Consider the following 14,621-nt stretch of genomic DNA (forward strand, 5'->3'; position numbering starts at 1 on the left):
TCTCCGTCGACGATTTCTTGGCTTCCGTCACCGCCGCGCCAGCGGCGATTCGGCGCCGCGTCTGTTGTTTCCAATATTATCTCGTCACGGATTTCTAAGATTCGCTCACCGGATTTCCGCCGATCTTTCCGCCCTGAGGCACGGGCCGAGATGCCCTGGGCGAGTAGGGTCCGGATCTGCCTTTCGGCGCCTCGTCCGGGGCGACCGGTATGGACGCGTAGCGGCCAGTAACGGCCATTCGTCAAGCATGAAAATCCTGCCGAAGCAGGCTCTATATTTCAGGCAGGAGCCCTTCTTCTCCCGAGGTATCCGAAGATACCGAGTGCCGAGGCGAAGAGCCACGCGGCGGCGGGGAGCGGCACCGCCGATAAGTGCTCCCTGACAAGAAACACGCCCGAGAACGAATGTGGTTCGTATAGATTAAACGCTTGATAGTTATCAGGGCTCAGCAAGTAGCTCAGGTTGCTGTCATTGCGAATAATGGCATGGCCAGCGAAGTTATCGGAATTTTGGAATCTGCCCCAGGAAATGGCTCCCTCAAAAGTTGCGCCAAACAATGAAACAAACTCATTGGCTTCGGCTTGGTCAATACCGGATGTTTCGCGAACGTTGCTAGCAGTCGGATCGAGATCGAAAAATTTGCCGATCAATGTTTTGACTTCCGTGAAGGTGGCGGCACGCCAACGCTCATGACTATGAATCGCTTCTGCACCAGTCACGCTCAAAGATGTTGTTAGATTCAGATCCAACCATTCAAGGTCGGTGGACGTATCAAGCGTGATTCCGTTATCACCGGAGCTCAAGCGGTCTAACGAAACAAACTCGGCTTGGGAGTCCATGGCGACGCCGAATGTCAGTGTAATGAATGCTAGACCAGCGCAAATGGTTCTTGTTTGCTGCTTGTTCATCATTCTTAGTCTCCTAGAGAGCGAGTATTCTTTCGTTTGCTACTTCGCGGGAGCAACTCTCATCGCAGCAAGTTTCATACCGACACTTTAATGCGCTTGTCCAAACAATGCGTTAGCTGGCTAAATTTCCGATCTTTTTTATCGGGATGTAAAATCGTTCGACAATGGAAATATGCGCATAGGGCCCGACCGATCGGAGCGAGGATCCGCTTCGGGTCGTTATGCACAGATCGCGGCTCGGCAAGCGGATGCGGTGGAAGGCCAGCTGGCCGCCGTTGAATGGTTTCCGGGCCGCCCCAGAACGGCAGTTAGAATCAAAGCGTCTTCAGGAAACCAAGCAGACCGTCAGGTGCCCGTTAACGCTGGAACGCTGCGTGTGGTTCGGGGAGGTTCGCCGGGGCCGGCTGCGCCATCGGCTGCTCGGCTTCGACGTACAGATGCATCGTCGCGGGACTTTCGCGGTCTGAGTAAGAGTGGCATGGGTCCGGGTGTCTGCAGTCGACGCCCAAAGACGTTTGTCGCTGCTCACGGCGGCGTCCTGACAGGAGGCGCCCCCAATGCTGGAGATCGGCGCGATGATGTCCCGCATTCGGTGGCCGAGACGTACTTTTGGCCTTACCCTGTCTCGCTCTCTGCGCGCGCTTGGCGCCGAAGATTCAAGGGATCTTGAGCATTACATAAATGACCTTTTGGAGATTCTTACATAAGGGTCAAGACGCGCCGCTGATGTCGATCAGCCCGATGGACTGTAAAAATTCCTGACAGCAGGGGCTGAGTTTAATGGGCGCCGGCGTTTGGAAATCTGGGGAGCTTTCAACGAATCGCTATCGGCGACCGATCTGCGGCGCCGGTTCTTTGCTGATTCCGCGCCTAGAGGGATGACGAGAGTCGCAAGGTCTGCTGGCCTGGTCGCAGCGGTCGTTCGTTTGTCTGGTACTCTGTCTGCAGTGGGTCGTAAGGGCTTGCCAACGCTCAGGGTTGTGGGTGACCGCAATGCGCGTCAAGCCGACGCTCACCACCGGCAGATGAGCGTCTGCAGTGTGCCGCTGCCGTTAGGGTCGCCTGAACTGACCCAATCCAAGACTAGCTGGACCGCAGGCAGCCGCAAAAGCGGTGGACGAATCCGGTAGGGTCAGCGCGGATTACTCTGAGAAATTCCCGTGGAATAAAGTGACCGACAGCACCAAGGTTTCGCTTCGGCCCGCAGCCCATCCGATGCGGCCAAGCGACGCCAGACGGCCAAAGCCCGTTCCATCACGCGCCGATGGACAGCTTCTAAGTTCAGCACCAGCCGCCGCGTGAGGATCTCGTGATGCCGACCCGGCGATATCGAGGCTGCTCCGCAGTGCGCATCGATCGCGGTCCGCTCCCATGAGCATCCGACAGAGGTCGATGAAGTCCTCTTGAGCCAAGGCGCGCTCGGTGAGGGTGACGCCCGGTCACTTGGCGTTGAGGTGTTCCGCGGACATGAGTATTCCTCCTTGTCGTGGCTGAAAACCGGCGAGCGATGAATTCGCAATCTAGCGTAACCGACACGGGCACGCGGCCCACGAAAGCGGAGGGTGCAATGATCCAGGGTAACCGACAAGGCAGAAACGATCATGCTGAACAACTGCCGAGATCCTCGCCGTACGGTCAGGACCCGCACGAAGCCGCGGCCGCTCGGGATTGCCCCAAGGGCGGGGCGCGCCTCGCCCTTGCATTTTTCCGTCAGTGACGAATACTCTTAATTACCGTCAGTGACAGGAAAGACACCATGCCCGAAGCCAAGAAGCGAGGCCGGCCCGCAACAGGGTCCGCCATGACCGGCGCAGAGCGGCAGCGGCTGTACATGGAACGCATCAAGGCCCGGGCCCCGGCAACCGACGCAGGCGAAGCCGCGGAGCTGCGCAAGCGGCTGGCGGATGCCTTGGAGGATGTCGCTCGGTTGAACAAGGAGAACGATCGGCTCGCGGTCGAGAACGACGGCCTCAAGCGCAGGCTGAAGGCGAAGGAGACGCGCGAGACGGATCTCTGCAAGCGCCTGGACACCGCGGTCGCCGAAAGGGATCAGGCACGCGCGGCCAAGGTGCAGGCCGAGGGGGATCTTGCGCTGTCGCGTCGGTGACACCCAACCGCCCGGCTCCTCCGGGCAGCGATTGCACTGCACTCGAGTTCGACCGACCCGCCCGCGTGGCGGGTTTTTCATGGGCGATGCGGGGAACCGGGTCGAGACAGGCCCCGAGCGAGCGACCTTGGTTCATTTCTGGTTTATCGCGCCAGCGGAACGCGAGCAAGAGCGCCGCCACCGTGCGGGCGAGCCAGGTAGCAGCACTCAAATACGGACAGCGCCTCAGGCGCCAAGGAGACGGGGTCTTCGGCATCTACGCAGGTCACGCGCGATCAACTGCCTCGCGCAGATCCGCGAACTACAATCGGAACTAGCGATAATCGCGCAGTGTACGGATTGATAGTCTCTGCATCGCTAACACCAAAAGTCAGTTGGCTCTGAATGAGGTGCGTCGTTCCACGGCGGCTCACCGTGGCGGTTTGTATTTGGGGGACGAATGGAACTTATCGGATTCATTATTTTCTTGGTGGTCAGCAATTTCGGCGCCCTGCAGATTTTTCGCCTTACGACCTACCATAAGTATTTCTGGGCATCGCTCCCGCTGCTGGTTGGCTACGCTGCGCTAGTTGCTTGGGCTCTATTTGCGCTTGAAATGCATCCTTTCTTCATGTGGCAGCTCTTACTGGCCGGCGCGTGGCTGTTTGTTGTCGGAAGAAAACAAGGAAAAATGGCGGAAGCAATGCTTCAACTGGCCGGTGACGATGCCAATACCGTTCGGTTCATGGCTGGATCGGCGGCCAAGACAACCGCCTACTACACAGCAAGCTCCATCGTGTATCTTGGTGTCTTCGCAGTGACATATGTCTGGCTGTACAACATCTAACCAATTGCATGCAGCGCGGCGGGGCTTGAGCCGTGGCACACTGGCGGCACATCCCGCCGCAAGAATCGGCAATAAACCGCGAATCGGCACGCTAATTGACTGCTCGGGTAGGCTACTGAAAGGAAAGGAAAATAAAGAATAATCAGCCCGTTACGATCAGGGGCGGATCAGACTGAAAATCCTCGTGTCGGTGGTTCGATTCCGCCCCTGGGCACCATTAAAGCAAAACGTTAGCGAATTCGCCCGGCAGAATCCGTTCGCGGGTCCTTTCTACGCCCTTCCGTCCCCAAGGTCCCCCCGCACGCCGCATCGGCTATTGCGACTATCCTACTTGGGAGCACGGCGGGCCATGCGGCACCATATCCACTTCGCGGTACTGGCACACCGGCCAATACGGGCTCGCCTCCCCCAGGCCACCCACGCGGCGCTCTGATTGGCTACGCCGGGCGTCGGCTCTTGGCCGATTGCGGGTATCCGCGAAGCATTGAACCCAGCGAGGTCCGCGGAACCGTTCGGAGGATTTGCGGCCGTGGAATGGTGTGGCAAGGTCGGCGCGTATGAACCCGAGAGTGCCCGGTGAAATAGCGCGGGCGACAACAGATGCAACCTGTCCGAAGGAAGCGATCGGCTTGGTGCGTTACTGAATCGATAGTGGTTCAGAATGCAAGGTCGGCGCCGAGTAGATTGGGTTCCGGATCCTTCAGTAACTCAAGCAGCATTCGGGTACTGCTCAACTGAGTTTTTGAACGGCTCAGCCTTTCGCGAACGAACGGGAAACTGCCCCAGCAGGGCACGCCCTCTGAGAACTCTCCGGACAACGTCACCTCATCCATCGAGCATTCAACAACGAAAACCGAGCAATCGAACTGACGCCAGCGTCCCTCCCTGTATCGGGCAACGAGCTGGAAATTTTCCAAGCCGGGCGGTTCGGGCACAGCCTCTTCCTTTAACTCGCGGAGCGCGTCGACGCTGGCATCCGGTCCGTAGCCGAGCCCCGGAAACACGCTATGACGCAACCCCTGCGGGCACCATCTTCAAACGCTGGAGGGGATCGATCTCGCGGGTCCAAAGCATCAGCACGCGGCCTAGACCATGGTCGGCAGCTCGGTCGATCAGCAGCACCTGGATCGTCTGAATGCGCAGGCCGATCCAGCCCATGAAGGCGGTCACCGGCGTCCAGATGGTTTGCTTGACGGCCCAGCGCGCCAACTGCCTGAACCGAACTTCCTTGCGCGTTGGCGGCGGCGTGATGGTTTCGCAGCGACAACTGTCGATGACGCTCTCAGAGGATTTCATGTTCGCCCTCGGGGATCAGATGGCATGAAATCAGGATTCCTGATGCCGGTCATTGCCGTGAACTGGCTTTGGGGGAGCGGCCAGGCACTGATCCCGGCCCGCCGATCAGTTACCCCTCTTGCATTCCTGCCAGCCCTGTTCATATTCCTCGCTGTACTTGTCGCGGTCTTAAGAGCCGTTTTTCGCGTCGCCGCAGCCTCGACTCCATTCCTTTCCGTGTTGGCTCGAAGACGATTCCTTCGGCTTCTTTTTTACGCCTGCCAGCTGGATCCATAGACCTCGCTTTGCTAGTTGCGGTGTTAAGAGCCGCCCTCGACATCGCTGCGGCCGCTGTCCCACTCGCACCTGACGTCGCTGGCCTGCGCTGGCAAAGCAACGAGACTGCCGGCGACAATTAGGCCACCGACGGCAAGGTGGACGGACAAACGTATGCGCTTTAGAAACATGGCTTACTTTCTCGTCCGCTGACGCGCGGGCTCAAGGGCCTTCGGAGAATAAGGCCCGTAGTGAGCCCTGTCGGTCGGAAGGCCAGATGAGGGTCACACAACGGATCTGTGCAACGCACCGCGCGCCCTCGGGACGTATCTCGCGCGACTCTCTGTGAGACCGGCTTGTTATCTCACACAACCGCTCGAGGGGGGGTTGACTGCGATAGTGCACAAGCGCCCGAGAACGTCCGCTCAGGGCTGGGCCCCGAGCGGCAGGTCGGGGGCGCAACTTGTTACCTCGTTAGACCGCGAACGATTTTCCGCTAATGGATCGAAGAGTCACTCGCTTGCGGCCGAGAGGGGAGAGCGTTTAGCCGAATACTGCCGTCCCTGGGTGGAGGCGTCGATGTACGCTCCTGGCGGACTGCTGCTAGGGCCGGCTGAACCGATCCAAGACCGGCTAGACCGCAGGCGCTCGGAACAGCGATGGACGATTCCGGCAGGGTTAGCGCGGATTACTCCGAAGACTTCCCATGAAGATGAGTTGGTTCGAACGGCGGCCCAAGGTGCGCGGAGCAGCAGTACGGATTCGAATCGCTACGACGGCAGGGGGTCGAATGCGATTGGCCTAACGGAGCCTGAGGTTGACGCGCAACGCGTTTTAGTCAAGTCTGATTTGGATACGGACTTCGCGTTCTCTTCGGGATTCAGTGGACCTCGGTGATCGCAAGAAACGCCCGCAATCTGCGAATCGGAGATCGTCTCGCGCCTCTCGCCGCGGTGTTTCTCGTCCTCACGGCCTGCGACAATGACAACTCGGACACGACGGGCAGCATCCTGGAGGTGTGGGCGCACGCCGGCCAGGAGAGCGAGCGCAGCGTCCTGATCGATCAGGTCGCACAGTTCAACGCCCGTGAGGCGGACGTTGAGGTTCGGCTTACGCTGATCCCCGAGGGAAGCTACAACGCCCAGGTTCAGGCTGCGGCAGTGGCCGGCGGGCTGCCGGATCTGCTTGAGCTCGACGGCCCTTTCCTCTACGCATATGTCTGGCAGGGTCGTCTGCAACCACTGGATCGCCTGCTGCCCGAAGGTCTTCGGGCCGATCTGCTGCCGTCCATCATCGAGCAGGGGCGCTACCATGACCGGCTCTGGGCGTTCGGCACCTTCGATTCGGGGCTGGGCCTCTACGCCGATCGTGTTCAGCTGGAGCAAGCGGATATCCGCATCCCCGACCTGAACACACCTTGGGATGCGGCCGAATTCGAAGACATTCTGGAACGCCTCGCGACCCGCGACGCGGACGGTCAGGTACTCGATCTCAAGTTGAACTATGCAGGGGAGTGGTACACCTACGGTTTTTCGCCGCTGATCCAGTCGGCCGGGGGTGGCCTGATCGACCGCTCGGATGTCGCACGCGCCGAGGGTGTCCTCGACGGCCCGAGCAGCATCGGTGCGATGCGGCGCATCCAATCCTGGATCCTCCGTGGCCGTGTCGACCCCAACATCGACGACGCGGCATTCGCGACCCGGCGGGTCGCATTGGCCCTCGGAGGCCACTGGAACTACCCTCGATACAGCGGGCGCTTGGGAGAGGATTTACTGCTTCTGCCCTTGCCGGACCTCGGGCACGGACCCAAAACGGGCCAGGGCTCCTGGTGTTGGGCGGTGACCGCCGACAGCACACAGCCGGATGGCGCGGCCCGCTTTCTTGCTTTCCTGCTGGAACCGGATCAGATCCTTGCCATGACCGCGGCCAACGGCGCGGTGCCCGCGACCCGCCGGGCCATCGCACGCTCGCCGCTCTACCGCCCCGGCGGCCCGCTGGATCTCTTCGTCGAACAACTGGACGGCGGCTATGCCGTCCCGCGCCCGCCGACACCGGCCTATCCGGTGATCACGGCGGAGTTTCAAAAGGCCTTCGACCGAATCCGCAGCGGCGGGGAGGTGCAGGCAGCGCTCCAGCGTGCCGCGCGGGTGATCGACTTGGAGATCGAAGACAATCAAGGTTATCCCCTGGTCGGACGTGCCCGAGAGGAGACCATCCGATGAGCGCACCGAGATCGCGGCGTCGATTCAATGACCAGACCGCCTCCGGCCTGCTGCTGGCCGGACCCGCGATGCTGGGCCTTCTCCTGTTCATCCTGGCGCCCTTTCTGATCGCACTGGCGCTGGCCTTCACCAACCTGCGACTCGGCTCGCCGCTGCCTCTGGAATTCGTTGGGCTCAAGCAGTTCCAACGCATCTTTGCTGACCCTGATTTTCTCCAGGCTTTGAGTAACAACCTCTTGTGCGCATTGACGGTTGTGCCCCTCCAGACCGCCCTGGCTCTAGGCCTTGCGCTGCTCCTGAATCGAGGGCTGCGGGGCACCGTTGTGTTCCGGACCCTGTTCTTCATGCCGGTCGTCTTCCCCATGTCCCTGGTGGCGGTGGTCTGGGTCCTCATCTACGCGCCCGGTCCCGACGGCATGATGAACGGCTTCCTCGATCTGGTGACGCTCGGCGCCTGGGAGCCCCGGGATTTCCTGCGCGACCCGATGCTCGCCATGCCGGCGCTGATGCTGCTGTCCATCTGGCAGGGCGCTGGCTTTCAGATGGTGATCCTGCTGGCCGGTCTGCAACAGATCCCTCACGAGCTCTACGAGGCTGCGGCCCTGGACGGCGCCGGGCGCTGGAGCCAGTTCCGTCACGTCACCTTGCCGCAGTTGCGCAACCCGCTCGTCTTCGTCGTGCTGGTGACCAGCATCCTCGCCTTCCGTCTCTTCGACCAGGTCCAGATCATGACCCGGGGCGGGCCGAACGGAGCCACGACGACGGTCATGTACGAGGCGGTGCAGGCGGTCTTCACCCGACAGCAGGTGGCGCGGGCGAGCGCCATGACCGTGGTCTTCTTCCTGTTGGTGCTGGCGGTCACCTGGCTGCAGCGTCGCTTGGCACGCCAGGAGCGCGAGATCGGATGAACGCATCGCGCCTTGGACGACTGGGGTTCTACCTGGCCTTGATCGGCCTCGCGCTCTTGTTCCTAGCCCCGCTGGCCATGATGCTGGCAGGCAGCCTGAAGCCGAACGAACGGGTCTTGGTCGAGGCCGGGACTCTCTCCGCATTCGTGCCCGTCGGGGCCTCGCTGGACAACTATCGGGCCGTCTTCGAGCGGACGGACTTCCTACGTTTCCTGTTCAATTCCATCTTCATCACCGGCACTGTCGTCGTCGCCGGGTTGCTCGTCAATGCGCTCGCCGCCTACGCCTTCGCCCGGCTGCAATGGCGCGGACGCGACCTGCTGTTCAATCTCGTCATCGCCCTGATGATCCTGCCTTTCGAGGCGATCGCCGTGCCGCTCTTCTACGGCGTCTCCATCCTTGGGCTGCGCGACACCTATATCGCGCAGATCCTGCCGTTCATCGCCAACGCCTTCTCGATCTATTTGTTCTATTCCTTCTTCATCGGCCTGCCGCGGGAACTGGAAGAGGCCGCCAGCCTCGACGGGGCCTCGACCCTGCGGATCTTCTTCGCCGTCATCGTCCCCAATTCGAAGCCGGCCTTCGCCAGCGTGGCGATCCTGAGCTTCCTCACCTGGTGGGGCTCCTATCTGTGGCCGTTGCTGGTGACCATCGGGCCCGAGGTGCGCCCCCTACCGGTCGCCATCGCGAGCTTCTACACCCTCCCGCCGCTGCAATGGGGGGATATCCTGGCCTTCGGAACCCTGATGGTGATGCCCGTGCTGGCGGTCTTCCTGATGTTTCAGCGGTGGTTCGTGCGCGGCGTGGCCTCGTCCGCCATCAAGGGGTAATCCCGGGAACAGTCATGGCTTCGGTCAGCTTCGAGCATGTCACCAAGACCTTTCCAGACGGCACCCACGTCATCGACGGACTCGATCTGGAGGTCGGAGACGGGGAACTGCTCGTGCTCGTGGGACCGTCGGGCTGCGGAAAATCCACGGTGCTGCGCATGTTGGCGGGATTGGAGGACATCAGCGGCGGCAAGATTCGCATTGGAGGGAGGGTCGTCAACGACCTACTGCCGCAGCGACGCAACCTGTCGATGGTGTTCCAGAATTATGCCCTCTATCCGCATCTGACGGTGCGCGGCAACCTCGAGTTTCCCCTGAAGATGAAAGGTCTGTCGCGCACCGAGATCGACCGCCGGGTGCGCGAAACCGCGGCGATGCTCGACCTCGATGGCTTGCTCGATCGCCGACCCAAGGCGCTCTCGGGCGGCCAACGGCAACGAGTGGCCATGGGCCGAGCGATCGCACGCGAGGCCGATGCCTTCCTGATGGATGAACCACTATCCAACCTCGACGCCCGGCTAAGGGTGCAGATCCGCACCGAGATCGCCGCACTCCAGACGCGGCTCGGGGTCACGACAATCTACGTGACTCACGACCAGGTTGAGGCCATGACCCTGGGGCAGCGGGTCGCCGTAATGCGAGGGGGGCGATTACAGCAGGTGGCGCCGCCTTGGGAGATCTATCGGCGACCATCGAATAGCTTCGTGGCCGGATTCATCGGCACCCCGGGGATGAACCTCGTGCGTGCGCCGTTGGTTTCATCCAACTGCGGGCTCTGCGTGCTCTTGGGCGATATTCGCCTGACCCTTTCCGCGGAGGCGCTGGCCGACCAGCCCGGCCTCGCCGACCGGACCGGCGAAGAGGTGTTGGTCGGCATTCGCCCGGAGGCCATCGGTTTGGCGGAGACAGGCGCGACGAGCGCACTGGCCGCGACCGTGCGGACCGCCGAGTCCTTGGGACACGAGACCCTTCTGCACTTGGATTCACCTCTGACCACGGTCGCCGCCGACGCGCCGCGTCAAGTGCCGCATGGCGAGCCGCCAGCACTGATCGCAGCGCTGCGCGGTCACCACCCAAGCCGTCCAGGCGACTCCGCTCATCTACAGATTGACCCCGGAGATCTTCATTTCTTCGCGCTCGACGGAGAGGCGATTCACTGATCAAGAAAAAGGGGCCTTTCAGCCCCTGTCGACGCGATTCCGAAGCGGAGCGATCAGCCCAAGAGCGGCGCGATCGTCAGACTCACGATGGCCATGACGTTGATGAGGATGTTCATCGAGGGGCCGGAGGTGTCCTTGAAGGGATCACCGACGGTGTCGCCGACAACGGTAGCCGAATGCACGGTCGAACCCTTGCCGCCGAGATTGCCCTTCTCCACGAACTTCTTGGCGTTGTCCCAGGCGCCGCCGGCATTGGCCATCATCAAGGCAAGCAGGACGCCGGCGAGCAGGGCGCCGCCGAGCATGCCACCCAAGGCCTCCGGACCGATGCCGAAGCCGACGACCGCGGGTGCGCTCACGGCGATAACGCCGGGCAGGATCATCTTCTTGATCGCCGCCGTGGTGGCGATGTCGACGCAGCGGGCCGTATCCGGCTTGGCCGTGCCTTCGAGTAGACCCGGGATCTCATGGAACTGCCGACGGATCTCGTTGATCATCTCGAAAGCCGCATCGCCGACCGCGGTCATCGTGATCGCGGCGATCAGGAAGGGAATCGCTCCGCCGATCAGCATACCCATCAAGACGTCCGGATCGCCCATGCTCAGGGCGAAGTCCGGAATCAAAACATGTAGGGTCTCGATGTAGGCCGCGATGATGGTCAAGGCGGCCAGTGCAGCGGCACCGATCGCGAAACCCTTACCGATGGCCGCCGTGGTGTTGCCCAGCTCGTCGAGCGAGTCGGTGATCTTGCGGGTCTCCGCACCCAGACCGCCCATCTCGGCGATCCCGCCGGCGTTGTCCGCGACCGGACCGTAGGCGTCGATCGCCATGGTGATGCCCACCGTGGCCAGCATGCCCACTGCTGCGATACCGACCCCGTAGAGACCGGCCATATGGCTGGAGACATAGATGATCAAGGCAATGGTCAGCACCGGGATGACGACCGACTGCATACCCACGGCCAAGCCCGAGATCATAACCGTTGCCGGGCCCGTCTCGCCGGACTTGGCGATGCGACGCACCGGCGCGGCCGAGGTGTAATACTCGGTCACCAGACCGATGATGATGCCGCCGACTGCGCCGGCGAGCACCGACCACCAGATGTGGTTGGACACATCGATCATCCAGACGACCAGGAAAGAGACGGCGATGAAGAGCAGGGTGGCCCCGATGGTGCCCGTGCGCAGCGCGGTGGCCGGCTTGTTGGCCGACACGGACTTGACGAGAAAGATGCCGGCGATGGAGCAGAGCAGACCGGCCGAGGCCAGCGCCAGCGGCAAGAACATCAGCGATGCCTGAGCGCCCAACACGGCCAGGGTCGTAGCCGACATGGTCGCGGCGATCGCGATGGTCGCGATCTGGGCGCCGCAGTACGACTCGAAGATGTCCGAACCCATGCCGGCGACGTCGCCGACGTTGTCGCCGACGTTGTCCGCAATAACGCCCGGATTGCGCGGATCGTCCTCGGGGATTCCAGCCTCGATTTTGCCGACGAGGTCGGCGCCCACGTCGGCGCTCTTGGTGAAGATACCGCCGCCGACGCGATAGAAGAGCGCAACCGATGACGCTCCGACACCGAAGCCGTGGATCGCATGCGATGCTTCGGGATTACCGCCGAAGAGCAAATAGAGGAAACCCAGACCCATAAGACCCAGCGAGGCGACCAAAAGACCCATGACCGAACCGCCGTAGAAGGCCACGGTCAATGCCGCGGGCGCACCGAGCGTGTGTGCCGCCGTGGTCGTGCGCACGTTAGCCTTGGTCGCCGAAAACATCCCGAGAAAGCCGGCACTTGCAGACGCAGCAGCACCGATCACGAAGGCCAGCCCCGTCTTCCATCCCAAGAACCAGGTCAGCAGCACGAGAACCACGACGCTGAAGATGCCCAACAGCATCATCTCGCGCTTCATGAACACCATGGCGCCGAGATGGATCTCGTCGGCGATCGCTTTGATCTTGTCTTCCCCTTCGGGATAGGCCAAAACCAACTTGAAAATGTAGTAGGCCGCCCAAAGCCCGAAAATGCCGAGCAGAAGCGGGATCAACGCGTTGAAAGACATTGGATCTCCTCAGTTCATCGGTCGTTTTGGTGATAAAACCGCAAGGTTTATAGCAAATATCGCTTGGAAAAGCGATTCGACCGCCATTGAGCTGTCACATACAAACCATTGATCTCAATCGGTCTCGGGGCCGGAATCAAAACCCGGGGAGAAAGCGCCCGGGGATGAGGGGGTACGGGATGCGGCATTTGAGGAGCCGCCGTTCAGGTCCGCCAACTGGCGCTCCACACGAGCGATCGTCTGCTGCTGACGCTCGACCTGCTTGAGCAACGCGGGCAGGCGAGTGAGTGCAGCGCTTTCGCGCAGGGCCTGTTTGACCGGACGAGCAGGGGTCCCGAAGACCGCCACTCCGGCAGGAATATCCTTGACGACACCGGCTTGGCCGCCGATACGTGCGCCGTCGCCGACCGTCACGTGATCCGAGATCGCAACCTGCCCGGCCACCACCACGCCTTGCCCGAGCGTCGAACTGCCCGCGACGCCGGATTGGCTGACCAGAATGCTGTGGGCACCGATGCTGACGTTGTGGGCGACCTGGACCAGATTGTCGATCTTGGTGCCCCGCCCGATTCGCGTCGTGCCGAGGGTTGCGCGGTCGACACAGCTATTGCAGCCGATCTCCACGTCATCCTCGATCACGACCCGCCCGAGTTGCGGGATCTTGCGATGCGCCGTCCCGTCCCAGCGAAACCCGAACCCGTCGCCGCCGATCCGTACACCCGGATGCAGAACACAGCGCTCGCCTAGTGTCGAGTCGCTCAGGATGCTGACATTGACCCCGATGACGCAGTTCGCCCCGACATCGACTCCTGTGCCCAGATAGGACCCGGCGCCGATGCGCGAACCCGAGCCGATCCGGGCATCCGCATCGATGACCACGGCGGCACCGATCTCCACACCTTCACCGAGGTCTACCGTGGGGTGGATCGATGCGCTCGGATGAATGCCCTGGCTCGCCGCGAGCGGCGCAAACCAAACCGCGATCTCGAAGAAGAGATCGCGCGGCTCGCCGACACGCAGCAGCCGCTTGCCGACGACATCGGGGAAGCCCTCGCCGACCAGCACCAGCGCAGCCGCGCTGCTCGCCACGGCGTCGGCTTGGCTTGCGTCTTCAGCGAAGCACAGATCCTGCGACCCGGCCTCCTCCAGAGTATTGACGCCGCAGATCTCGGCGTCGTCGGGGACCGCGAGTACGAGCTGCAGCCGGCTGTAGAGATCTTGAATGGAGAGTGTCATGGCGCCGCCCAGTAGAAGGATTCGGACACGGCCCCGGTCGCCGGAAGCGTGACGTTGCGGGTCTGTGCCTGTCCGGCATGCTCGACGGTCAAGGCATAGTCCCCCGGCGCAAGATTGGCATACAACCAGGGGCCGACAGTGACGGTCGTGAGTAGGATCGGCCCGGCGGCGTCCTGAATCTGAACGCGAATATTGGATAAATAGGCCCCGGAGCCGGCGACCGCGAACAAGAGCCGCAGGTTGTACTGCGACTTGACCTGCTCCATCGCCTCGCGTTCGGAGGCGCCGATCCCGCCGCTGATGTGCGGAACCCCCAGGCTCGACTGACCGGGAAGCCGACGATCGGCAGAGGGGGGCTTGGGCGGCGCCGCGAGCGGCTCCTGCGCCGTTTCCTCCGCCGGTTCCTGCACTGGTACCGGCACCTGCGCGGGAGCCGGAAGGGGGACGACTGCAGGGACCGGTGCCGTGCCCGGATCCGCAACGGCAGGCGCCCCCGGCAAAATCGCCCCGCCTGGAAGCACGGTCCCCGGAGGCAACACCATCCCCTCCTCGAGCACGGTCCCACCCGGCAGAGTCGACCCTTCGGGCGCGATCGCCCACTCGACCGTCGGCTGAGCGACCGGGGCCGGGGCCTGCACCTCCTGCCCGGCCGGCTCCTGCGCAAGAACCGCCCCCGAAGCAAGCCAAGCCGCCATGATCGGGACCGCAAACCCAGCATCGAGCCGTCGCGTCATCATCATCAAACCTCCCAAAAAAAACCCTCATCACCTTAAGACGCGTCGGCTCCAACCTTAGCGGACCAACGAGAAGCGA

Annotated in this window: 12 protein-coding genes and 1 tRNA gene; 7 read left to right on the plus strand and 6 right to left on the minus strand. The window is 62.1% G+C overall.

Features of this window, described 5'->3' with window-relative positions:
* Positions 1–278: 278 nt before the first annotated feature.
* The gene (locus LT988_RS11330; RefSeq protein WP_232410236.1) at positions 279–911 is read right to left on the minus strand and encodes a VPLPA-CTERM sorting domain-containing protein; all 633 of its coding nucleotides are present in this window, start codon (positions 909–911) and stop codon (positions 279–281) included.
* Between the two features lie 1,753 nt (positions 912–2,664).
* Between LT988_RS11330 and LT988_RS11335 the strand changes: the two genes are divergently transcribed.
* The 3 genes from LT988_RS11335 to LT988_RS11345 all read left to right on the plus strand — a co-directional run bounded on the left by LT988_RS11335 (position 2,665) and on the right by LT988_RS11345 (position 4,058).
* The gene (locus LT988_RS11335; protein WP_232410237.1) at positions 2,665–3,015 is read left to right on the plus strand and encodes a hypothetical protein; all 351 of its coding nucleotides are present in this window, start codon (positions 2,665–2,667) and stop codon (positions 3,013–3,015) included.
* A gap of 439 nt (positions 3,016–3,454) precedes the next feature.
* Positions 3,455–3,841, plus strand: a complete 387-nt coding sequence (locus tag LT988_RS11340; protein ID WP_232410238.1) for a hypothetical protein — start codon at positions 3,455–3,457, stop codon at positions 3,839–3,841.
* 153 nt (positions 3,842–3,994) lie between these two features.
* Positions 3,995–4,058, plus strand: a tRNA-Phe gene (locus tag LT988_RS11345).
* 439 nt (positions 4,059–4,497) lie between these two features.
* On the opposite strand, the gene LT988_RS11350 is transcribed toward LT988_RS11345, so the two are convergent.
* Positions 4,498–4,845 carry a hypothetical protein gene (locus tag LT988_RS11350; RefSeq protein WP_232410239.1) on the minus strand — a complete coding sequence of 116 codons (348 nt, stop codon included), beginning with the start codon at positions 4,843–4,845 and terminating at the stop codon, positions 4,498–4,500.
* Between the two features lies 1 nt (position 4,846).
* Entirely contained in the window at positions 4,847–5,137 is a 291-nt protein-coding gene (locus LT988_RS11355; protein ID WP_232410240.1) for a hypothetical protein, read from the minus strand.
* Positions 5,138–6,285: 1,148 nt separating this feature from the next.
* Here LT988_RS11355 and LT988_RS11360 point away from each other — a divergent pair.
* From LT988_RS11360 to LT988_RS11375, 4 genes are read left to right on the plus strand one after another with little or no spacing between them, the layout of a single operon-like run.
* Complete coding sequence (locus LT988_RS11360) at positions 6,286–7,614, plus strand: sugar ABC transporter substrate-binding protein (protein WP_232410241.1); 1,329 nt, start codon at positions 6,286–6,288, stop codon at positions 7,612–7,614.
* Positions 7,611–8,522: a carbohydrate ABC transporter permease gene (locus LT988_RS11365; protein ID WP_232410242.1), complete on the plus strand. Its 912-nt coding sequence runs from the start codon at positions 7,611–7,613 to the stop codon at positions 8,520–8,522. The genes LT988_RS11360 and LT988_RS11365 overlap by 4 nt, the downstream gene beginning before the upstream one ends.
* The gene (locus LT988_RS11370; RefSeq protein WP_232410243.1) at positions 8,519–9,352 is read left to right on the plus strand and encodes a carbohydrate ABC transporter permease; all 834 of its coding nucleotides are present in this window, start codon (positions 8,519–8,521) and stop codon (positions 9,350–9,352) included. Before LT988_RS11365 ends, LT988_RS11370 begins: the two co-directional genes overlap by 4 nt.
* 14 nt (positions 9,353–9,366) lie before the next feature.
* Positions 9,367–10,512 carry an ABC transporter ATP-binding protein gene (locus LT988_RS11375; RefSeq protein ID WP_232410244.1) on the plus strand — a complete coding sequence of 382 codons (1,146 nt, stop codon included), beginning with the start codon at positions 9,367–9,369 and terminating at the stop codon, positions 10,510–10,512.
* Positions 10,513–10,565: 53 nt separating this feature from the next.
* On the opposite strand, the gene LT988_RS11380 is transcribed toward LT988_RS11375, so the two are convergent.
* The 3 genes from LT988_RS11380 to LT988_RS11390 all read right to left on the minus strand — a co-directional run bounded on the left by LT988_RS11380 (position 10,566) and on the right by LT988_RS11390 (position 14,548).
* Complete coding sequence (locus LT988_RS11380; protein WP_232410245.1) at positions 10,566–12,572, minus strand: sodium-translocating pyrophosphatase; 2,007 nt, start codon at positions 12,570–12,572, stop codon at positions 10,566–10,568.
* Between the two features lie 114 nt (positions 12,573–12,686).
* Positions 12,687–13,808: a UDP-3-O-(3-hydroxymyristoyl)glucosamine N-acyltransferase gene (lpxD, locus tag LT988_RS11385; RefSeq protein WP_232410246.1), complete on the minus strand. Its 1,122-nt coding sequence runs from the start codon at positions 13,806–13,808 to the stop codon at positions 12,687–12,689.
* The gene (locus LT988_RS11390) at positions 13,805–14,548 is read right to left on the minus strand and encodes a carboxypeptidase-like regulatory domain-containing protein (protein ID WP_232410247.1); all 744 of its coding nucleotides are present in this window, start codon (positions 14,546–14,548) and stop codon (positions 13,805–13,807) included. Before LT988_RS11390 ends, lpxD begins: the two co-directional genes overlap by 4 nt.
* Between the last annotated feature and the right edge of the window lie 73 nt (positions 14,549–14,621).

The organism is Thiocapsa bogorovii, from assembly GCF_021228795.1.
Taxonomy (GTDB): domain Bacteria; phylum Pseudomonadota; class Gammaproteobacteria; order Chromatiales; family Chromatiaceae; genus Thiocapsa; species Thiocapsa bogorovii.

Excerpts from the sequence above, each read along its gene's own strand:
- LT988_RS11330 (WP_232410236.1), bottom strand. The coding sequence starts at position 911 with ATGATGAACAAGCAGCAAACAAGAACCATTTGCGCTGGTCTAGCATTC.
- LT988_RS11335 (WP_232410237.1), top strand. The coding sequence starts at position 2,665 with ATGCCCGAAGCCAAGAAGCGAGGCCGGCCCGCAACAGGGTCCGCCATG.
- LT988_RS11340 (WP_232410238.1), top strand. The coding sequence starts at position 3,455 with ATGGAACTTATCGGATTCATTATTTTCTTGGTGGTCAGCAATTTCGGC.
- LT988_RS11355 (WP_232410240.1), bottom strand. The coding sequence starts at position 5,137 with ATGAAATCCTCTGAGAGCGTCATCGACAGTTGTCGCTGCGAAACCATC.
- LT988_RS11365 (WP_232410242.1), top strand. The coding sequence starts at position 7,611 with ATGAGCGCACCGAGATCGCGGCGTCGATTCAATGACCAGACCGCCTCC.
- LT988_RS11370 (WP_232410243.1), top strand. The coding sequence starts at position 8,519 with ATGAACGCATCGCGCCTTGGACGACTGGGGTTCTACCTGGCCTTGATC.
- LT988_RS11375 (WP_232410244.1), top strand. The coding sequence starts at position 9,367 with ATGGCTTCGGTCAGCTTCGAGCATGTCACCAAGACCTTTCCAGACGGC.
- LT988_RS11380 (WP_232410245.1), bottom strand. The coding sequence starts at position 12,572 with ATGTCTTTCAACGCGTTGATCCCGCTTCTGCTCGGCATTTTCGGGCTT.
- lpxD (WP_232410246.1), bottom strand. The coding sequence starts at position 13,808 with ATGACACTCTCCATTCAAGATCTCTACAGCCGGCTGCAGCTCGTACTC.
- LT988_RS11390 (WP_232410247.1), bottom strand. The coding sequence starts at position 14,548 with ATGATGATGACGCGACGGCTCGATGCTGGGTTTGCGGTCCCGATCATG.